Below are 19,923 nucleotides of genomic sequence, written 5' to 3' on the forward strand. Positions count from 1 at the left end.
GGTAAAGGCCGTCATTGTCCCACATCGGCGTTATACGGACACCCGATTCTCCCTCGGATATTGCCCTTTCAAGCACCATCGAGTGTACGTTCCGACACCGTCACCTGCCTGACTTCTCCGGACGCCGGACCGGTACCTGCCAAGGCAGTCTGTCGCTTTGGCGTTACAATCGCCCCCCGCATTTCCTTTGCTCCGGGAGTCGCAGATGTCATCAAACGATTCAGCGTCGATGGGACGCACCGCCTACGCCAGTTTTGCCGAACGCTACGCGGAAATCGCCGTCACCAAGCCGCACAACGCACTCTACGAGCGCCCGGCAACGCGCGCCCTGCTCGGCAGCGTGTCGGGCCTTCACGTGCTGGACGCAGGGTGCGGACCGGGGATCAACAGCGCATGGCTCGTCGAACAAGGTGCCACGGTGCATGGCATCGACGTCACACCTGAAATGATCGCGCTTGCCCGTCAGCGATGCGAAGGCATGGCCGCGACGTTCGACGTTCAGGATCTCGGCACGCCATTCGACACACTGGGTGACGACCGCTTCGACGCCATTGTGAGCGCGCTGGCCCTCGACTACGTGGAAGACCTCGCCCCGACGTTTCGCGAGTTCGCCCGCGTGGCGCGCCCGGGGGCGACGCTCGTCTGGTCGATGGGACATCCGATGCGGGACTGGCTCGACGAACGCACGCGCCGCAATCGCACTTATTTCGAGATCACCCGCTTCGGTATGTATTGGAGTGGCTTCGGGGAACCGAAGCCGTATGTGGAGTCCTACCGGCGGCCACTGGCGAGCATTCTGAACGCCGCTGCCGACGCCGGCTGGCAACTGGAGCGCATGGTTGAGCCTCTGCCGTTGCCGGAGATGAAATCCGTCGACCGGCGCCTCTACGACGAACTGTCGCAAGTCCCCGCATTCATGTGCTTGCGCGCACGGCTAAACCCGCCAACGCGTTGAAGCGTTGGTGCACCGCGCCGATTTACCGTGCTGCACAAGTCAGCACGGACCGGCACGTTACGACTCTTCGCGTGCGCCCCACGGAATCAACATGGTTGCCGTGCAGGTCGCGCCGACCAACACCGCCGCCACGCCATAACGCGACACTTCGGGCAGGTTGAACAGCAGTCCGTGGATGGTGGCGAAAATACCGCCAAGCATCACGAATGCGGCGACGGAGGCAATGAAGACGCGGGTATCGGAGCACATACGTCACCTCACAACGAGGCCACGCTCGTTGCGAAGTGTTACATGCGGGGAATCGACGCGACCGGCAGTCGCGCGACGCTCGCGACGACTTCGACGGCGTCCCTCACTTACCAGTGTAGGACGCCCTTCGCTGGAAGGTTAGCCGGGGCTGGCGGCCGAATCAGGATTTCGATTGCGTATCGCTGCCCGCTTCGTCCCGCGGCCACGGTGTGAGCATGACAACGATGAACAGAATGCCGAACAAGACCGTAATCACGCCACCGTGCATGACGTGCGTCTTGTCGTAAAGCAGTCCGTGAATGGTGGCGAATGCCCCGCCCAGTGTCATGAAGGCCGCTATCGAGGCGATGACGACGCGGAATTCCGAGCCCATGGCGACTCCTTATAGTTATCGGCAATGGTGCCGCCAGCGTGGCGGATAGTGCGGCAACCCCGACGGCAATCCCAGTGTACGCCGAACCCCGCGACACGCCAATTGAGTCGTATGCCTAACCATCCCGGTGTTTGACGCGCGTCAACACCCCCGCGGAAAAGCCGCGATCGGCGCGAGTTCCATCCGCGTGTTCTATCGACAGGACCCGCGCGCTTTTACCGGCGATGGGCGATGTCTAGCGCAATACCCCTTGCCGCTTGGCTTCCCGCACCCAGCGGAAGTGCCCGCTGCGCAGCAAGACAGGCCCCGACAGGCCCATCGTCAGGTATTGGCGCGTCAGCGCATGGATATCGTGGCGCCCGTGTTCGAAGGCATGCAACAGATCGTCTGCACGGGCCGAATAAGCGCCGAAATGGTCCTCCAACGCTTCGGCCGACACCGCGCAATCGATCGGACGGCCGTTGACGACAACCGCGAATTCGATCGTGAGATCTTCATAGTTGAACACGGGGCGGTGATCCGGAAACTCGATTTGCATGGCGGCACCCCCGGTGGATGAAAGGACGCGGTCGACGTGTCGGCCGACACGTTGAATCCAGCATAGTGCATCGCCGGACAATGGGTAAGCCGCGTCACTTATCGGTTCGTCATCTCCGATTGGGGAAGGTTCAGATCATTGACCGACAATAGAATCCACATGCGAAGTCCATCGCAAGTCATTGATTTAAATAATCAAATGCCTATCAGGAGTTTCGTTGCTTCAGAAACGCGGCGAAGCCCTCGACGAAAGCCGCCAATTGCTGCCGTACGGCATCGTCCTGAAGGTTACCGTCGACATCGATGATCTTGTTGGCGTGCGAGACCATCAATCGTCCCTGCCACCACGGCGTGGTCTGGAGCGTGCGCAACACCGGCAGCCAAGCCTCCTGGCTGAGGATGGTGCCGAACCCGCCGGGTGACGCCCCCATGAGCGCCACCGGCTTGTCGCGGAACACGCGCGCGCTATCGGCAGGCGGACGCGATAGCCAGTCGATGGCGTTCTTGAAAACACCCGGCATTCCGTTGTTGTACTCGGGAGTCGAGAGCAGCAGCCCGTCGGCCTGGGCGATCGCGTCCTTCAGTGTGGTGACTGCGGCCGGGATACCTTCGCTGGCTTCAAGGTCGCCGTCATAGAGCGGAATACCGTGCAGCGTGTGGATCTCGAGCGTCACGCCCGATGGCGCGAGCGCCTTGGCAGCCGCGAGCAGCGCCGTGTTGTACGAGCCCTTGCGCAGGCTGCCGGACAAACCAATGATGGTGGTCATCGAATCGACTCCTCTGGATGATCGGTAATGGGGCAAGACACATGTCGGCCGTACGGCCTGGGCCTCCGGTGGATCAGGTCAATCGCGTCGTTGTCTCTGCGTCGCGCTGGAACGGGTAGACGCTCCCGATACCGAGCAGCCGTGTCAGTTCGTCGAGCGCGGTTCGGCACTCGTCGAGCAGTGCAGGGTCGGCCAGATCCTCGACACTGAGCCGATCACGATAGTGGCGCCGCACCCATTCGCTCAGCGAGGCGTAGCGCGCGTCGTCGATCCATAGCCCGGCGTGCGTCGCGAGACGCTCCTCGTCGGTCAGGACGACGCGCAGCCGCAGGCACGCCGGGCCTCCGCCGTTGCGCATGCTCTCGCGCAAATCGAACACATGCAATTCGCGGATCGGCCCGCCGCTGGCCACGATCGACTCGAGGTAACGCCACACGGCCGGTCGCTCGCGGCACTCCTGCGGCACGACGAGCCGCATGCCACCGCCCGCCTCCGGTGCGCGCGCAAGCAGTTGGCTGTTGAAGAGATAGCTGCCGACGGTGTCTTCGAGGGAAACGGCGTCTGCGGGGACTTCGATCACTTCCAGGGGAACACCCCGCACGGCGAGCCGTTCGCGCAGCCGCGTCAGCACGTCGGTCTGGTCGAGGAACGCCTGTGCGTGACAGAACAACACGTTGCCGTTGCCCACGGCAATCACGTCGTTATGGAATACCCCGGCATCGATGGCATCGGGGTGTTGCTGTGCGAAGACGACGTCCGCATCGTCGAGCCCATGCAATCGCGCGATCGCCTGACTTGCCTGTAATGTCTGACGCGCAGGAAAGCGACGCGGCGCCGGCGCGCTTGCCAGATCGTCGCGACCATAGACGAAGAACTCGACACCACGCTCGCCATACGCACCGCATAGTCGCGTGTGATTGGCCGCCCCTTCGTCGCCCAGCGACGGCCAGCCCGGCAACGCGTCGTGATGCGCAAAATGCGACGACGCCGGAAACGCGGCGCGCAGCACCCGCGATGTCGTCGCGTGCTCGATGGCCCGATGCAACTTGCTGCAGAGATTGGCAGCCGTGAAGTGCACGCGCCCGTCTGCCGTATCGGCGGATGGACTGACCGTCGCGGCATTGGCGGTCCACATGCTGGCCGCCGAGCTTGCCGCACCAAGCAGCGCCGGGGCAGTGCGCGCGACCTCTCGAATGACCGTACGGTCGTCTCCGGCGAAGCCCATTGTGCGCAACAGCGCAACCGACGGCCGCTCCTGCGGCGGCAGTACCCCCTGCGCGTAACCGAGATCGGCCAGCGCCTTCATCTTCGCCAGCCCCTGAAGCGCCGCCTCGCGAGGATTGGAGACGCGATTGGCGTTGTTCGCAGAGGCGACGTTGCCGAAGGACAATCCCGCATAGTTGTGCGTGGGGCCGACCAATCCGTCGAAGTTGGCTTCGAGCGCGAAACGCGTCATGACGATTCCTGAGAAAGCAAACTACGGTTCGATGAAGCGGACTTAGCGCGATGCGAAGTCCAATCCGGGGCTGAGTGACTCGGGCATGACGGCATGCGCCGCTTCCATCGACGCAATGGGATAGGCGCAATAGTCCGCCGCATAGAAGGCGCTCGGCCGATGATTGCCCGAGGCACCGATGCCGCCGAATGGCGCAGCGCCGGCCGCCCCGGTCGTCGGCCGGTTCCAGTTGACGATGCCCGCCCGGATGTCCGCGAGGAACTGCGCATAGCGCGAGGCGTCGTCGCTGATCAGCCCTGCTGCCAACCCGTAACGGGTGCGATTGGCCAGCGCGATGGCTTCATCGAAGGTGTCGTATCGCAGCACCTGCAACAACGGACCGAAATACTCTTCGTCGGGCAAGGCGTCGCGCGCCGCGAGGGCCGTCACGTCGATCAGCCCCGGCGTAAGCAGGGCCGTACGGCCATCCGGCTGCGCCAGCGGCACGATCGCGCGCCCGCCCAGCGCCATCAGATCGGCTTGTGCCGCCGTCATGCGTCGCGCCGCCTGCAGCGACACAACCGGGCCCATGAACGGTTGCGGCTCGGCGTCGTAATGTCCGACGCGGATGCGTTTCGTGACGAACGCCAGACGCTCGATGAAGGCGTCGCCTTGCGGACCGTGCGCGACCATCAGACGCCGCGCACAGGTGCAACGCTGCCCGGCGGACAGAAATGCCGACTGCACCGCGATATGGACGGCCGCATCGAGATCGGCGGGCGCGTCGACGATGAGCGGATTATTGCCGCCCATCTCCAGCGCGAGGATCTTGTCGGGACGCCCGGCGAATTGCTGATGCAGTGCGCGGCCTGTGGCCGAGCTGCCGGTAAAGCACACGCCGTCGATGCCATCGTGCGCGGCGAGCGCCGCGCCCGTGTCTCTGCCGCCTTGCACGAGGTTGAGCACCCCGGACGGCAGACCGGCGTCGATCCAGCATTGCACCGTGCGCCGGGCAACGCCGGGCGCCAGCTCGCTCGGCTTGAACACCACCGTATTGCCCGCCAGAAGCGCCGGTACGATGTGCCCGTTGGGCAAGTGCCCCGGGAAATTGTAGGGACCGAAGACCGCCATCACGCCGTGCGCCCGGTGTCGCACAACGCCGTGACCGTCTGCGATGGCCGTGCGTCGCTCGCCAGTCCGCGCTTCGTAGGCCTTGGCCGAATGCGCGACCTTGGCGGCCATCGTCGCCACTTCGGTGCGCGCCTCCCACAACGGCTTTCCGGTTTCTCGACCGATATCGTCGGCGAGCGTCTCCGTCTTTTCGGTGACGATCGCGGCAAAGCGTTGCAGGATCGCGAGTCGCTCGTCGACACTGCGTCGCGACCAGTCTCGCTGCGCACGGCGGGCGGCTTGCACGGCGACATCGACATCGGCCGCGTCGGCGGCGTTGCCATGCCAGACGACTTCGCCCGACATGGGGTCGACCGATTCGAATGCCGCGCCGTTGGCAACTCGCCATACCCCTTCGATATACAGATCGGCCATGAACGACGCTCCCGGAGGCCACGCCCTGTCTAGCGGCGTGCGATGCGAGTCATGATGACACGGATTCGGCAGCCGGAACAATGCGCGCCCCTCGCGCATGCCCGGAACCCCGCAACCGGCGGACGTGCGCAACGTCACATGACGGTCACGCCATCGACACGCATAGAATACGAGTCTGAGATTTGCGGAGATTCCCCATCATGGCCCATGCCAATCGTTCTGTCCTGCGTCGCTGGTTGAGCGACGTGCGCGAATCGCGCGACGCGCCTCACGACGAAGGCATCGACCCGTGCGGCGTACGCTGGCAACGTCATGCCGAAGGCGTCCTTGAACTCACGCCGGCCGCCTCGGCCCGCAGCACGCATGACACGAACGACACGGATACGCCGGGCAGCGCGCACCGGTACGACGCGATACTTTCCTGCGGCATTCACGGCGACGAGACGGCGCCGATCGAAATCGTCGACGGTATCCTGCGCGACATCGCCGACGGCCAACTGACGCTACGTGAGCGTCTGCTCGTCGTGCTTGGCAACCCCGATGCCGTGCGGGCAGGCAAGCGCTACCTCGAATACGATCTCAATCGCCTGTTCCAGGGGGCGCACGCGAAGCGCGCCGAATCCCCGGCGGTGCAACGGGCACGCGAACTGGAAGTGATCGTGGCGCAGTACTTCGCGGGCGTGGACGGCGTGCGTCGCCAGCGTCGTCACATCGATATGCACACGGCCATTCGGCCGTCCCTCTTCCCTCGCTTTGCCGTCGTGCCGGGCACTGCGCAGCATGTGCCGAGCGAGGCGTGGATCGACACGCTCGCCGCCGCCGAAATCGAAGCCGTCATGCGCACGGAGCAACCGTCGGTCACTTTCTCGTATTACACCTGCGCCCGCTTCGGCGCGCAGAGCTGCACGCTCGAACTTGGCAAGGTGGCACCGTTCGGGCAGAACGACCTGGCGAATTTCGCGGGCATCGACGCGGCGTTGCGCCGCTGGTTGTCGGGGGGCGAGATGGGTGCACGCGAGGACGGCAAGGTACTGCGCGCGCAGCGCTTTCGTGTTGCCGCTGAAATCGTTCGGCGCACCGATGCGTTCGTGCTCGATGTGGCCGCCGATACACCCAACTTCACACCGTATCCGGCAGGCACCGTACTCGCGCGCGACGGTGAGAACACGTACACGGTGTCACACCCGGAAGAGCGGATCGTGTTTCCGAATCCGAACGTTGCGAACGGTCTGCGCGCCGGTGTCATGGTGGTGCCGGACTAAGGGCCGACTGTCCGGTTCCTGTCCGGACGCGCGAAGCTACGCAGGTTCGCGCATGAACGTTTCTAAACGCGTGTGCGAGCGTCGTCGGGGCAAAGGGATACGGGTAAGATCGCCCACTCTTCTCACCTGCAAATGGCGGCCAGCGGTGCGGGCAAAGGCATTTGCGCGTGTCCGGCCGTCCATCCACGACATGTTGAACGCCCACGTTTCCACGCAGCGGTGCGATGCCGGCGCGCTCCGCAGTCCTGCCACGACGGCACAACCCACACGTTCCACCTCGCGTACGCATCCGCGCTTGCCGCTCGTCGATGATTTCTCCAGCGCGCGGCAAGCCGATATGGCCTCGGGCGTTGCACAGCGCCCGGACGGCATGCGCTCGCGCACCCTCTCGGAGACGCACGAGCTATCGCTCGTGTTGCGTCGGACGACCAATGCGCTCGCCGCCGGCAGGAACGCGAGACGTTCGCCAGATCACGTTGATGCTGAAGGTGCGTTCGGTCAGGTCGAGCAGATCTACGCCATGCTGCGTGACGAGGTCGCCGTTCCGGCACTTCGCCGGTTCAAGCGTCAGCATGCGCTTCACGATAAGTCGGCGCCTCATGACTCGGCGCACTCGCGCGGCTCCGCTTACCATCCTCCATGGTTCGACGACTTGCAGCCGCACCTGCGTACCGAAGCGCATGTGCTGGCACAGCGCGGGCTGGACGCCGCCAAAGTGCGCCATCGCCTGGAGGCCTTGTTGCGCCACGAGCATCCCGGCATGTCGTGGCATGCGACTCGCGTTGGCATCGAGCGCGACGCCCTGCCCTTTGCGCTTGGCTCCACGTTACTTGCCCTGCTGGCCGACACGGTGGATCCGAAACGCTCACAGGCGCTGGCCTGGCCACCGCTGGAAGCGCTCGGCGTCGTACTCGTCAATCTGATCGGCGTGGCGCGCTTTCATGCGGCGCACCCCGCATTGGGCAGCCGATTGGGGCGCATCACGCCGGCGCACGCTCAAGAGGCGCTGGCACGACTACTACGCAGTCCGGTGCGACAAGTTACCGGACACGTCATCGCCTTCGTCGCCTCCTACGGCTTGCTGCGCAATCTGGCCCGGTTGGCGGCCGAAGCGGGATTGAACGCCTGGGTGCCCGGCATCATGTCGCATCGGTTTGGCAGCACGATCCATGCCGGACTGGAAATTCTGTTGGCCCCTCTGCCCGGCGCCTTGCTCGGCCCGGCCATCGATCGCCTTGGCATGCCAAGAGAATATGCGGCGCTGGAGATCGCGATACAGGACCGCTTTGCCGACCTGATTGCCGATGCCGGCGCAACCGCCACTCCCCCTTTCTGGCCGACCTTCTGGCGCGCGTTCAGCGGCCTGATGCGTTCGGGGGCGTCTGCCGCGATCTGGAGCACGCTGACGCTAGGCTTCTATTTCTTGTCGACACTGCCGGGCGCGGCGACATCCACACGAGACGAGGATGTCGCCGCGCTCGCTGCCAACGCCACGACGACGGCGTCTGACCTCGGGCCACCGGACGCCGCCGGAACCGATATCGACTGGCATGGACTGTCGATACTCAGCCTGCTGTACGGCATCATCGCGTCCGCCGTCGCGTTGCAGAACATGGCAACGAGAAACCACGACATCGCCACGGCATACACGCGACGACGGGGACGCCCGAAAATCAGCACGATCACCCTGTCGTCACAGGCCGATTCCGGGCGGGCGTCGACCCTCTCGAACCTGTCCAACGCAGAGGGCATCGACAGCCCCATGAGCGACATGAGCGACGGGCAAACCGATGGGGGGGACACGCCCGGTGACGTCTCGGGTGACGACTCGGTTTTTCTGCCAATGCACGACACGGAAACGTCGCCGGATGCCACACCCTCCCTTCCGTCATCGCCCCGGGCGACTCTCACACGGAAATGGCAAGTGCGCAGGCATGGCACCGCCGTCGCACCGGACACGCTGGCAATGCCCGACGAGGACGCGCCCGCGATGACACGATTGTGACGAAGTGTTGCGACGCACTTGCCGTAGCAAGCCCGGCGTGGCATCTTGCTCTCAAAGCGCGTTCCTTGCGCATCAATCCCTTGCCGGACGCACCGCACGACGCGTCATCTTCTGCCTGCCGGAGCGCCTATGCTTGCCACCACACCCAGCGAACTCGCCCGTAACCTGCTGGTCATCCTCGTGCTCAGTCTTCTGATGATCGGGACCCTCTGGGTGTTGCTGCCGTTCCTTCCGGCGTTCATCTGGGCGGTGACGATCGTGGCATCGACGTGGCCGCTGCTCATGGGGCTGCAACGGCGTCTGTGGGGAAAGCGCTGGCTCGCCACGACGGTCATGATCCTCGGCATGCTGGTGATCGTGGTCGCGCCGTTGTCGGCCGCAATCGGCACCCTGATCGGACACGCGTCGGACATCAGCGAGCAGGTGCACTCCTTTGGCCAGCGGGGCCTGCCGATGCCGCCGGACTGGCTGGCGCGCATTCCGATGGTGGGTGAGCGCGCGAGCGACGAATGGCAGGCACTCGCCGACGCGGGGCCGGACGGACTGGTCGCCAAGGTGCAGCCATACGCTGCGAAGGCGGCGACGTGGGCCTTCTCGAAGCTCGGCTCGGTCGGCCTGCTGGTGGTTCACCTGGGCCTGACGCTGATCATCTCGGGCCTGCTCTTCATGCAGGGCGAGCGTGCCGCACGGGCGCTGATTCGCATGGCGCGGCGCCTCGGCGGCGATCGTGGTGAGGAATCGGTGAGGCTCGCCGGCATGTCGATTCGCGCGGTGGCGCTCGGTATTGTGGTGACTGCCGTGACGCAGTCGCTGCTCGGTGGGCTCGGCTTGTGGCTGACGGGTGTGCCGCTGCCGGGCTTCCTCACCGCCCTCATGCTGGTGCTGTGTATCGCGCAGATCGGGCCGTTCCCCGTGCTGCTGTCGAGCGTCGCATGGCTCTATTGGCAGGACAGCCCCACGCTCGCAACGCTCTTGCTGGTGCTCTCCGTTTTCATCGGCATGCTGGACAACGTGATGCGACCGATGCTCATCCGTCGGGGTGCCGACCTGCCGATGACGCTGATTCTTGCAGGTGTGCTGGGCGGCATGCTCACGTTCGGGATCGTCGGATTGTTCGTGGGGCCGGTGATTCTCGCCGTCACCTATACGTTGCTGACCGCATGGATCAACGAAGGACTGAACCGTCCGCCGCTGACACCCGCCGGGTCGCCGCCTGCGGCGCCCAGCGCAACGCCGGGTGTCGAAGCGTCCGAGACGAGTGCAAACGCATCAGCCACTTCCACGCCTGCGAAACCCGCAACCGGCGAGCGCAAGCCGTCCTGAAATGACGGTGCGGCGCACGTGAGCGTCACGCGAGTCGGACATGTTTTTCGGACTTCCCTACCTGTCGCCCCGTGCCACAACGTGGCTAAATGTTTCCCGTACTCACACGATTCCGGGAGATACCGAATGCCACAGATCACGTCCCCAGGCACGCCACCGAGCGCGCCACGCGCGCGCCGTCCGCTGCGCGTACCCCGTCGCGCACGTCTGGGCGACCCACCACTCTTGCGTCGCGTCGGCAATGAACTCGCCTACACGCCAACACGTTGCCGCGTGAGTGCGAGCTTGCTGGTCGGACGCGTCAACCCATGGTGGCAGCGCTTTTCCGGCACGTTGACCGATCCGCCCGGCGTGCATGCGTCGGCGCCGACGTCCAAATGACAAACGCGCTGGCCGGACAACCGGCACAGCGCGTTGTGTGTGCGACGTGTGGCGCCCGGCGTAACACCAGGCACCCTGCCGGGCACCGCTTGCGTGTGGCTTAGCGAGCCTTCGCCGGCAGGATCTTGCCCGAGACTTCGCCGAAGCCGACGCGATAGCCGTCGCCCTGGCACCAGCCTGCCATCACGACCGTGTCACCGTCTTCGATGAACGTGCGCTTTGCGCCGCTGTCCAGCGTGATCGGGTTCTTGCCGTTCCATGTCAGTTCGAGCAGGCTGCCGAACGAATCCGGCGTCGGCCCGCTGATCGTGCCGGAGCCCATCATGTCGCCGACCCGCACATTGCAGCCGGAGACCGTATGGTGAGCGAATTGTTGCGCCATGCTCCAGTACATGTGACGGAAGTTGGTGCGGCAGATCGACGTGGCCTGCGCATCACCCTCGCCTTGCATGAGCACTTCGAGCTCGATGTCGAATGCGTGCTTGCCCGATTGCTGCAGATACGCGAGCGGCTCCGGGGACTGTTCCGGGCCGGCCACACGGAAGGGCTCGAGCGCTTCCATCGTCACCACCCACGGCGAGATGGAGGTGCCAAACGTCTTCGCGTTGAACGGGCCGAGCGGTACGTATTCCCACTGCTGCAGATCGCGCGCCGACCAGTCGTTGAGGATCACCATGCCGAAGATGGCGGCTTCGGCGGCCTCGACGCTCAGCGACTCGCCAAGTGCGGTCTCGCGACCGACGATGAAACCGGTCTCCAGTTCGAAGTCGAGCTTGCGACAGCCGTCGAAAATCGGACGCGGCTGATCGGGCAGCTTGATCTGTCCGTTCGGACGATGGATCGGCGTGCCGCTCACCACCACCGAGCTGGCCCGACCGTTGTAGCCGATGGGGATCTCCAGCCAGTTCGGCAGCAGCGCATTGGCCGGGTCGCGGAACATGCTGCCCACGTTCGTGGCGTGCTCTCTGGACGAGTAAAAGTCGGTATAGCCCGGCACCTGCACAGGCAGATGCAGCGTGGCTTCGGCGAGCGGTACCAGCGCCTGTGCGCGCAGCGCGGCGTTCTCGCGCAACGCAGCGTCGCCGTCGGCAGCAAGCAGCGACGTCAGGCGCGCGCGCGTGGCACGCCAGGCAGCGCTGCCGAGTGCCACGAACGCGTTGATCGACGGTTGCGCGAACACGGCGGTGTCGCCGGCCTTCAGCACACCGGCGGCTTCGAGGGCTGCCAGGTCGAGTACCTGATCGCCAATCGCGACGCCCACGCGCGGCGACGGTTGCGATGCAGTGCTGAACACGCCATACGGCAGGTTTTGCAGCGGGAAGTCCGTCACGCCGGTATTGGCGGACGCGACCCAGCTTTGCGGGAGAGCGGACATGTGGAATTCCTTCTTCGAGGTAGCGCTTCGGCCGGCCCTGAACGCGAGTTACAGGAGGCCGGCCGTCTCAGGGATCGGTGAAGTGACGGCGCGAGGCCGCTTACTTCTGGTTCGGATTGAAATGCTTCTTCAGACCTTGCCAGCAGGTGTAGTAGTTGTCCTGCAACTGCTTGGTCTCGAGCGCGAAACGCGTCGGGCGAATGACGGCCGGTGTTTCGAACATGAACGCCATCGTCGCGTCGACCTTGTGCGGCTTGCTCGTATCGGCCGCCGAGGCCTTCTCGAACGTATCGGCATCGGGACCGTGGCCCGACATGCAGTTGTGCAGGCTGGCACCGCCCGGCACAAAGCCTTCGGCCTTGGCGTCGTACACGCCGTGGATGAGGCCCATGAATTCGCTGGCGATATTGCGATGGAACCAGGGCGGGCGGAACGAGTTTTCCATCGCCAGCCAGCGCGGCGGGAAAATCACGAAGTCGATATCGTCGACGCCCGGCGCATTGCTCTGCGATTGCAACACCAGGAAGATCGACGGATCCGGGTGGTCATAGCTGATCGAGCCGATCGTGTTGAACCGGCGCAAATCGTATTTGTACGGCGCGTAGTTGCCGTGCCAGGCCACCACATCCAGCGGCGAGTGACCGATATCGGCTCGCCACAGGGCACCGCCGAATTTCGCCACGAGTTCGAAGTCGCCTTCCACATCTTCGTAGGCCGCCACCGGCGTGAGGAAGTCGCGCGGATTCGCCAGACCGTTCGAGCCGATCACACCGAGATCCGGCAAACGGAACAGCGCGCCGTAGTTCTCGCACACGTAACCACGTGCGCGGCCATCCGGCAACGTCACGCGAAAACGTACGCCACGCGGCAAGACAGCGATCTCGTACGGCTCGACCTCGAGCACGCCGAACTCGGTGGCGATACGCAGACGCCCTTCCTGCGGCACGATCAGCAGCTCACCGTCGGCGTTGTAAAAGAAGCGGCCGTCCATCGACTTGTTGGCAGCGTACACATGGATACCGCAGCCGTGGCCACCGTCCGGACCGCCGTTGCCCGCCATCGTCACCATGCCGTCGACGAAGTCGGTCGGCGTCTCCGGCATAGGCAGCGGGTCCCAGCGCATCTGGTTCGGCGGCGTGGGGACCGCATCGAAGCGGCTCAGCCAGCGCGTCTGCTCAATCGCCGTGAACGGCTTGTGCATGGCCGCGGGACGGATGCGGTACACCCAGGCGCGGCGGTTATGGCCGCGCGGCGCCGTGAATGCCGTACCGGAGAGTTGTTCCGCATAGAGGCCGTATGGCGCACGTTGCGGCGAGTTCTGCCCGATGGGCAATGCACCGGGCAGCGCCTCGGTCGCGAACTCGTTGGCAAAACCGGACAGATAGCCCAGTTCCCCCTGAATTTGATCTGCTTGGCGCATGACGGCCTCGTCTCCTGATTTCGAATGCGACCATTTTCCGATATGCGACCAAATTTTGCGATATAAATAGACGAATCCACTATATTCACAATACGAATATTGCCAGACACCTCATGATTTCCTTACGCGATGTCGATTTGAACCTGCTGGTCGTCTTTCATGCGGTGCTGACGCACCGGAGCATTTCCCAGGCCGCCCGCGAGTTGGGCCTGTCGCAGCCAGCGGTCAGCAATGGGCTGGCGCGCCTGCGCCAAAGCTTCGATGACGAACTGTTCACACGCACCGGTGCAGGCATGCAACCGACGCCCTTTGCCGAAGCGCTGGCGGAACCAGTCTCTGCGGCACTTGCGGGGATTTCGCGGGCGATCAACCATCGGGAAGCGTTCGATCCGGCGAGCAGCCAGCGCGAATTCACGCTGGCCATGACAGACGTCGGGGAGGTGTACTTCATGCCCGCGCTCGTGGATTTGTGTACCCGGCTTGCCCCGGGCGTGCGCGTCAGGACCGTGCGGACGACGTTGCCGGAACTCAAGGAAGCGATGGCCGCCGGACATGTGGACCTGGCGGTGGGCGCGTTCGACGACCTGACCGGGCCGTTCTTCCAGCGGCGTCTGTTCAGTCAGAAGTATGTCAGCATGTTCCGGATCGGCCACGCCCTCGACAATCCGGAAGCGGGGCTCGCCGAATTCCAGGCCGCGCGGCATCTTTTCGTGGCGACCGGCGACAACCCCTACGCACGGGTGAACCAATTGCTGGCGCAGGCAGGTTTCGGTGCCGACGCCAACTACTGGGTACCGCACTTCATCGCCGTGCCTTACGTCGTCAGTGCGAACGATCTCGTCGTCACCGTGCCCCAGAAGTTTGCCGAACGTGCTGCCGCGCCGTTCGGCCTGCGTTTCGTGGAGCCACCATTACGGCTTCCCGCACTACAGACGAACGTGTTCTGGCACCGGCGATACCATCAGGACGCCGGTAACCAGTGGCTGCGACAGTTGATTTCGGAACACTTCGTGGAATAACGGACGCTGCGGGTGCTGACGCCAGGCGTTGGGTCAGGCATCGCTGGCGATCGCATGGCCTTGCGCGCGAAGCCACTCGTTCCATGCAACGTCAAGGGCTTCAAACGCCGCCCCCATCTGCCCTGCCGACGCCTGCGGTGCGAGATGCTCAAGGTTCGCGGCGAGCGTCGCCAGTGAACTCAGGCCGAAGGCCATGAAGCCGCCACGCAAACGATGCGCGGAATGACGAAGCGACTCACGCGAGACTTCGGCCAGCGCCGCCCGACAATTCGCGATGTCCTGATCGGCAATCTTCACGAACGTGTCGAGCATGTCCGACAGTGGCAGATGCCGATCCTTGCCTGCCGCTGCATTCGGCGATGCCGGCACGGCCTGGCTGATCGCGCGCTCCGCATCCGGCAACGGCGCGATCTCGACACTGAGCGACGGGTAGCGCTTGCGAACCAACTCGATGACACGCAATAGGGATCGCGCGTCGACCGGCTTGTACACCACGGCATCGTAAGGTGAATTCGGATCACGATCGTGGCGCAGAGTGACGTCCGCCGTTGCCACGATAACAGGCACATGCGGTGCACGCGCCTTGATCTCGGTCGCCAAGGCATGACCGGACACGTGCGGCATGTTGGCGTCCGTGATCACGAGCATATGCGACTCTGCGTCGAACGCATCGAGCGCTTCGCGCGGATCGTGGTAGCAGTCGACCATTGCGCCGAGCCCCTCCAACTGACGCGACAGCAACATGCCGCTGATCGGATGGTCGTCCGCGACCAGCACGTACCACCCGGCCAATGGGCGCACACGCGCCTGCGCACGCGTCGCGCCGGCCATGTCGCCCGTCGATGCACGCCCACGGTGAGGGGCCGCGCCCAAGGCTTCCCAAAGCTCCGCCTGCTGGAACAACGCAATGTCGCGCGGCCAGGCCGGTGCGATGCCGGGCGGACGATCCACCGGCGTCGAACGCAGCAGGTACACCTGCGCGCCCGCCATCCCCCGCACAGGCCATTCGTCAGCGAAAAGGAGCAACCCGGCGTCCTGCGTCCGGCCGTCGCCGGTCGACCACGACACGGCGTCGTCGTAGCGCACCGGCGTATAACCGGCACGGCGGATGAGCGCCTCGAGATACCAGTGCCGGCGGGGCAGTTCGCTGACATAGGCAAAGGTTTCGCCCAGGTCGATGATGGACGGCGACTCGCTATCCGGTGCCCAGGGCAGATGCAGCGTGAACCGCATCGTGGTGCCCTCGCCCTTCGTGCTCTCCACCTGAAGCACCCCGCCGAGCATCCCGACGAACTGCTGCGAGATCGCCAGCCCCAGACCCGTGCCGTGCTGCATGCCGGGCTCCGTGGTGCTCTTGCCGAACGGTCGGAACAAATCGGAAAGATCGGCCGCCGCAATCCCCACCCCACTGTCGCTGACGGTGAACGCCACGTCGCAGCCTTGCCTGTCGGCCCGCGTGACCATCGCACTGAACGCCACATGCCCCTTCGCCGTGAACTTGATGGCGTTGCCTACCAGATTCGTAATGACCTGGCCGAGCCGTAGCGCATCGGTGTGCACGGCGCGCGAGAGCTGCGGGTCAATCATCCAGTCGAGCGCGAGCCCCTGCAAACGCGCACGCCCGGTAAACGACAGCCCGACGGCTTCGAGTTCCTTGAGCAACGAGCCGTCGCGCGAGTTCAGTTCGAAGCGCCCCACCTGCATGCGAGAGTAGTCGAGCAAGTCGTTGATGAGATCGAGCAAATTGCGCGTCGAACTCTCCATCACGTCGACGTAATAACGATGGTCGTCGCCCAGATTTTGCGCGCTGAGCAGTTCGAGCGATGCCAGCGTGCCGTACAGCGGCGTACGCATTTCATGACTGACCGTGGTGAGGAAAACGTCTTTCGCGCGATTCGCGCTTTCGGCGGCGAGCCGCGCCTTGCGCTGCTCCAGCTCGAAGCGACGCTGCTCGGTAACATCGGACAACGTGCCGATCAGCACCGGTTGCTCGCGAAAGACCGTGTCGACGAAACTCACGGCGTAGTGGCGCTCACCCGCGTCGTCCGTGGCACTCAGCAACCGCCGCACCGGACGCGCCACCACACCGCTGTGCAACTGTCGATACATGCGTGTCAATTCGCCGTCGCCAAGATGTCGCAGCAGATCCACGGTACCCGCGTATGCCGGGTTGCTCATCACCACGGCTGGCTCAAACGGATCGATGATGGCCATGCCGACCGGTGCGGTCTCGATGAGCGTCTGCGTGAAGGCATCGCGCTCGAGTAGCGCCGTCGTGCGCTGGCGCGCCGGTTCGATAATGCGCTGACGCATGTAGCGCATTCCGGCGTACACACCGCCCGCGTAGAGGCACAGCAAAAGCGTGGCACCGAGCAGCAAGGTCGCGTTCTCGCGCAGCAATGCCTGCGGCCGCACGGCATAGCGGACAAACCACGGCGTGGACGACAGTCGCCGCTCGAAGATGAGTCGTTGGCCGTCCGAGCGCAACGTCATCCTCGCGCCGCCAAAGAGCGGCAACGTCACAAGCGTGCGCAAGCTGGCCGACGCCGAGAGCGGGACGCCCGCGCTCGCGATGACCAGACCATCGTCGGAAATGAGTTGCAGGGCTTCACCGGAGCGTTCGAGATTGCGCATCCGGGGCGGCACGATCATGTCGGGCGACATGCTGGTGCCGACGTAAAGCACGAGATGTCCGTCGAGATCGCGTATCGGGACGAAGCTCGATACGGTCTTCAGGTGAGTGACCGGATGCTCGTAGTTATACGTCCAGAATGGCCCGTCGCTGTTATTGCGAATGCCCGCGTGATAGCGCTCGACCTTGTTGATCTCGACCATCATCGCCTCCGTGTCCCTTGCCAGCTTGACCGGGGTAAACGACTCCCGGCCGATGGCGGGACGGTACGCCGCAAAGGCGCCGTCGGCAGAGATGATGAAGGTTTCGTCCTGACCGTCGAGTGGGCTCCAGAAGTGGGCGTCGAGCACCATGAGGCGCAGCGTCAGCCGCGCATACTTCGCCGCGTCCTCAGGTGAAATCGTCGCCAGCTTGACGATCTCGAATTCGCTGTCCCAGCCAACGCCATTGATACGTCGGGCCGAGCCGACGGGCATGTCGAGCAATGGCAGGAGAATCCGATCGGTCAGCGCCTGCTGGGTACCGCCCGGACGCACCTTGCTCGCCTGCGTCGCCTGGGACATCGCCCGCGCCTGCTCGTTGAATATCTCGAGATCGCGGATTTCCTGACCGACGGCCGCGAAGAACGCCTCGGTCTTCTGGCCGCTTTGCCACAACGTGCCGAACAACGCATACGAAACGGTCGCCACCCAGATCGATATGCCGAAAAGCAGCGCAAGCAAGCCACCGATGCGAAGCAGGCGACCGGCGATGGCGATGTCACGTGTCATCGTTCTGGCGGGCATAGACTCCAATATCCGGTGTCGGAATGAATTCAGGCAGCACTCGGCGTTTCGGTCTCGCCTTCTCGCGAGAGCTGAACCGGGCTGGAAACATGAAGCTTGAACAGTTCCATGTCGGTACGGCATCCCAACTTGCACATCGCCATGCGCTTCTGATTATTGATCGTCTTGGCCGATCGCTTGAGGGCGTCGGCGATCTGCGACACGTTCTGGCCGTCCAGATACATGCGCAGCACTTCCATTTCCTTGGGCGAAAGCGGACGACGCGCGGTCGGCTTGCGACGCATCTGCTCTTCGAGGATCTGTTCGGCACGCCCGCCGCGGTAGCTCATGCCCCGACGGCAACGCTCGACACACACGGTGATCTCTCGCAGATCGTCGGACTTGGTCATGACGCCAAGTACGCCGCAGCTGTCGAGCGCGTGAATGATCGCGGGCTGCTCGATCGAGGTGAACACAATGATCTTGACGTCCGGATACTTGCGACGCACGCGGTTGATCATGACCAGACCGTCGCCGAAAGCCCCACCCGGCATGCAGTAGTCGGTGATCAGCACGTCGACCGAATTCTTCTCGAGCGCATCGAAGAGTTCCGTCGAGTTCGAGACCGGGGGCAGGACGTGAAAACCCGGGTCCGGGGAGAGCATTTCACGCAACGTAGAAGCGACGATCGGGTGATCGTCGGCAATCAGAATCTTAACCATCATTTGCAAAATCCTATTAAAAGAAGTCAGCCGTGGGCGCGTGCGATCCTTCGCCGTGTCTACGCGTCATGGCTTCAAAAAAGAGGAATGTGGGTCGTCCGACACACTCGTAGGTCACGTAAGGCGTGACCGCATTGCTGCCGCGCGGCATCTGCGAAACGACTTCCTCGCAGTCCTGCCGCGCTCGCGCTATCAGAATTCGTTGAGCCTTCCCGGCTTATCCGGCAATATCGCCCGCTCGCGGGCCGCCGACGGTCGTCCAGGCCGAGCACGTCTTGTGCCCCACCAGCCGCGTAGCACCCGTACCGATCACCGGTTTGACGCAGTAGCGAAGGCGTACGCCGCGCAGCCCTGCGGACGGCATCATCTCGCGCGCTCGCCCGACCACGCGCATACGTGTCGGCCCCGACGCCGCCTCCCACAGATGCAGGCTGTCGGTCTCAGGCCAATCGGCCATCCAGCGATATGTGCCGCTGACGACAACGCCCACTTGCGGTGTGCCGCTCATCGCTACCGCAGCAGCCACCGGCCGCATACGCGATTCGACTTCGCGCGACGCCGCAACGGGTTGTCCGGATGTCGACATCGACGCGCTCGCGCTTTCCGGCTCGTGACCGGTCGTCGATACGCTCGCTGTCGTCCCTTGATACTCGCTGCAACCCGCCAACCACATCGCCGCCGCAGCGGCGATCAGACAGGTTCGCGCTACAACGCCAAACCGGAACGCGTGTTGATGCGTGTCCGGACGGAAGATCGAATCGAGCGTGGAAGTATCAGCGTGTGTCGTGGTCATTCATGCAAAAGTCGGTCGCGACGCCGCGCAACATATCGGCCACGCACCGTTTCTACGACGAACCGAAATATAGGACAAATCTATAAAATCCTGCCGTTTTTGAACCGATTATAGGAATCATCCTAGTTCAAATTAGGAGGAATACCGATCGCGTGACGCGCATTTCACGTGAAATGCATGCCTTCCGTGCGGAAATCACTCATATCACGTAACAGCAATGCTCGGGCAGCGTTCAGATGGACAGCGACATGACGAAAAGATTCATTTAAAGCGTCACCATCGCGGGTGCGAGGTAGCTCAATGTCGCGAAATCCAATGATTCAAATGCAGACAAACACCATTTAAAAATTTACTTAAAAGGTGTCT

Annotated in this window: 17 protein-coding genes; 6 read left to right on the forward strand and 11 right to left on the reverse strand. The window is 63.8% G+C overall.

The window, feature by feature from the left end:
- Positions 1-205: 205 nt before the first annotated feature.
- Complete coding sequence (locus ABWO90_RS00810) at positions 206-955, forward strand: class I SAM-dependent methyltransferase (protein WP_353189297.1); 750 nt, start codon at positions 206-208, stop codon at positions 953-955.
- Between the two features lie 57 nt (positions 956-1,012).
- Here ABWO90_RS00810 and ABWO90_RS00815 read toward each other — a convergent pair whose 3' ends face one another.
- The 6 genes from ABWO90_RS00815 to astD all read right to left on the reverse strand — a co-directional run bounded on the left by ABWO90_RS00815 (position 1,013) and on the right by astD (position 5,861).
- Positions 1,013-1,204 (reverse strand): DUF2964 family protein, encoded by a 192-nt coding sequence (locus ABWO90_RS00815; RefSeq protein WP_353189298.1) that lies wholly within the window; start codon positions 1,202-1,204, stop codon positions 1,013-1,015.
- A gap of 160 nt (positions 1,205-1,364) precedes the next feature.
- Positions 1,365-1,577, reverse strand: a complete 213-nt coding sequence (locus ABWO90_RS00820; protein ID WP_353189299.1) for a DUF2964 family protein — start codon at positions 1,575-1,577, stop codon at positions 1,365-1,367.
- 235 nt (positions 1,578-1,812) lie between these two features.
- Positions 1,813-2,115 carry a DUF1488 family protein gene (locus tag ABWO90_RS00825; RefSeq protein WP_353189300.1) on the reverse strand — a complete coding sequence of 101 codons (303 nt, stop codon included), beginning with the start codon at positions 2,113-2,115 and terminating at the stop codon, positions 1,813-1,815.
- A 205-nt stretch (positions 2,116-2,320) separates the two neighbouring features.
- On the reverse strand, positions 2,321-2,881 hold the full coding sequence (locus ABWO90_RS00830; RefSeq protein ID WP_353189301.1) for an NADPH-dependent FMN reductase: 561 nt from the start codon (positions 2,879-2,881) through the stop codon (positions 2,321-2,323).
- A 73-nt stretch (positions 2,882-2,954) separates the two neighbouring features.
- A complete protein-coding gene (astB, locus tag ABWO90_RS00835; protein WP_353189302.1) occupies positions 2,955-4,337 on the reverse strand; it encodes an N-succinylarginine dihydrolase in 1,383 nt (460 codons plus the stop codon).
- 42 nt (positions 4,338-4,379) lie between these two features.
- Entirely contained in the window at positions 4,380-5,861 is a 1,482-nt protein-coding gene (astD, locus tag ABWO90_RS00840; RefSeq protein ID WP_353189303.1) for a succinylglutamate-semialdehyde dehydrogenase, read from the reverse strand.
- Positions 5,862-6,061: 200 nt separating this feature from the next.
- Between astD and astE the strand changes: the two genes are divergently transcribed.
- From astE to ABWO90_RS00860, 4 genes are all read left to right on the forward strand, one after another.
- Positions 6,062-7,123, forward strand: coding sequence for a succinylglutamate desuccinylase (gene astE / locus ABWO90_RS00845; protein WP_353189304.1), 1,062 nt, complete (start codon positions 6,062-6,064; stop codon positions 7,121-7,123).
- A gap of 190 nt (positions 7,124-7,313) precedes the next feature.
- Positions 7,314-9,128, forward strand: a complete 1,815-nt coding sequence (locus tag ABWO90_RS00850; RefSeq protein ID WP_353189305.1) for a hypothetical protein — start codon at positions 7,314-7,316, stop codon at positions 9,126-9,128.
- 129 nt (positions 9,129-9,257) lie between these two features.
- Positions 9,258-10,451, forward strand: a complete 1,194-nt coding sequence (gene ydiK / locus ABWO90_RS00855) for an AI-2E family transporter YdiK (protein WP_353189306.1) — start codon at positions 9,258-9,260, stop codon at positions 10,449-10,451.
- Between the two features lie 126 nt (positions 10,452-10,577).
- On the forward strand, positions 10,578-10,832 hold the full coding sequence (locus ABWO90_RS00860; RefSeq protein ID WP_353189307.1) for a hypothetical protein: 255 nt from the start codon (positions 10,578-10,580) through the stop codon (positions 10,830-10,832).
- A gap of 100 nt (positions 10,833-10,932) precedes the next feature.
- Here the strand turns inward: ABWO90_RS00860 and fahA are convergent, their stop codons facing one another.
- Complete coding sequence (fahA, locus tag ABWO90_RS00865) at positions 10,933-12,207, reverse strand: fumarylacetoacetase (RefSeq protein ID WP_353189308.1); 1,275 nt, start codon at positions 12,205-12,207, stop codon at positions 10,933-10,935.
- A gap of 100 nt (positions 12,208-12,307) precedes the next feature.
- The gene (gene hmgA, locus ABWO90_RS00870; RefSeq protein ID WP_353189309.1) at positions 12,308-13,627 is read right to left on the reverse strand and encodes a homogentisate 1,2-dioxygenase; all 1,320 of its coding nucleotides are present in this window, start codon (positions 13,625-13,627) and stop codon (positions 12,308-12,310) included.
- A gap of 113 nt (positions 13,628-13,740) precedes the next feature.
- Here hmgA and ABWO90_RS00875 point away from each other — a divergent pair, with 113 nt between their 5' ends.
- On the forward strand, positions 13,741-14,646 hold the full coding sequence (locus tag ABWO90_RS00875) for a LysR family transcriptional regulator (RefSeq protein WP_353189310.1): 906 nt from the start codon (positions 13,741-13,743) through the stop codon (positions 14,644-14,646).
- A gap of 33 nt (positions 14,647-14,679) precedes the next feature.
- On the opposite strand, the gene ABWO90_RS00880 is transcribed toward ABWO90_RS00875, so the two are convergent.
- From ABWO90_RS00880 to ABWO90_RS00890, 3 genes are all read right to left on the reverse strand, one after another.
- The gene (locus ABWO90_RS00880) at positions 14,680-18,063 is read right to left on the reverse strand and encodes a hybrid sensor histidine kinase/response regulator (protein ID WP_353189311.1); all 3,384 of its coding nucleotides are present in this window, start codon (positions 18,061-18,063) and stop codon (positions 14,680-14,682) included.
- Positions 18,064-18,092: 29 nt separating this feature from the next.
- Complete coding sequence (locus ABWO90_RS00885) at positions 18,093-18,767, reverse strand: response regulator (RefSeq protein ID WP_353189312.1); 675 nt, start codon at positions 18,765-18,767, stop codon at positions 18,093-18,095.
- A gap of 214 nt (positions 18,768-18,981) precedes the next feature.
- Positions 18,982-19,557: a hypothetical protein gene (locus ABWO90_RS00890; protein ID WP_353189313.1), complete on the reverse strand. Its 576-nt coding sequence runs from the start codon at positions 19,555-19,557 to the stop codon at positions 18,982-18,984.
- Positions 19,558-19,923: the final 366 nt, after the last annotated feature.

It is taken from the genome of Pandoraea pnomenusa, assembly GCF_040391475.1.
Taxonomy (GTDB): Bacteria; Pseudomonadota; Gammaproteobacteria; order Burkholderiales; family Burkholderiaceae; genus Pandoraea; species Pandoraea pnomenusa_C.

Bases quoted from the DNA above. Each gene is read 5' to 3' on its own strand.
- ABWO90_RS00820 (WP_353189299.1), bottom strand. From the start codon at position 1,577: ATGGGCTCGGAATTCCGCGTCGTCATCGCCTCGATAGCGGCCTTCATG.
- ABWO90_RS00860 (WP_353189307.1), top strand. From the start codon at position 10,578: ATGCCACAGATCACGTCCCCAGGCACGCCACCGAGCGCGCCACGCGCG.
- ABWO90_RS00885 (WP_353189312.1), bottom strand. From the start codon at position 18,767: ATGATGGTTAAGATTCTGATTGCCGACGATCACCCGATCGTCGCTTCT.
- ABWO90_RS00815 (WP_353189298.1), bottom strand. From the start codon at position 1,204: ATGTGCTCCGATACCCGCGTCTTCATTGCCTCCGTCGCCGCATTCGTG.
- ABWO90_RS00810 (WP_353189297.1), top strand. From the start codon at position 206: ATGTCATCAAACGATTCAGCGTCGATGGGACGCACCGCCTACGCCAGT.
- ABWO90_RS00880 (WP_353189311.1), bottom strand. From the start codon at position 18,063: ATGCCCGCCAGAACGATGACACGTGACATCGCCATCGCCGGTCGCCTG.
- ABWO90_RS00830 (WP_353189301.1), bottom strand. From the start codon at position 2,881: ATGACCACCATCATTGGTTTGTCCGGCAGCCTGCGCAAGGGCTCGTAC.
- ABWO90_RS00890 (WP_353189313.1), bottom strand. From the start codon at position 19,557: ATGACCACGACACACGCTGATACTTCCACGCTCGATTCGATCTTCCGT.
- astD (WP_353189303.1), bottom strand. From the start codon at position 5,861: ATGGCCGATCTGTATATCGAAGGGGTATGGCGAGTTGCCAACGGCGCG.
- ydiK (WP_353189306.1), top strand. From the start codon at position 9,258: ATGCTTGCCACCACACCCAGCGAACTCGCCCGTAACCTGCTGGTCATC.
- astE (WP_353189304.1), top strand. From the start codon at position 6,062: ATGGCCCATGCCAATCGTTCTGTCCTGCGTCGCTGGTTGAGCGACGTG.
- fahA (WP_353189308.1), bottom strand. From the start codon at position 12,207: ATGTCCGCTCTCCCGCAAAGCTGGGTCGCGTCCGCCAATACCGGCGTG.
- ABWO90_RS00875 (WP_353189310.1), top strand. From the start codon at position 13,741: ATGATTTCCTTACGCGATGTCGATTTGAACCTGCTGGTCGTCTTTCAT.
- ABWO90_RS00825 (WP_353189300.1), bottom strand. From the start codon at position 2,115: ATGCAAATCGAGTTTCCGGATCACCGCCCCGTGTTCAACTATGAAGAT.
- hmgA (WP_353189309.1), bottom strand. From the start codon at position 13,627: ATGCGCCAAGCAGATCAAATTCAGGGGGAACTGGGCTATCTGTCCGGT.
- ABWO90_RS00850 (WP_353189305.1), top strand. From the start codon at position 7,314: ATGTTGAACGCCCACGTTTCCACGCAGCGGTGCGATGCCGGCGCGCTC.
- astB (WP_353189302.1), bottom strand. From the start codon at position 4,337: ATGACGCGTTTCGCGCTCGAAGCCAACTTCGACGGATTGGTCGGCCCC.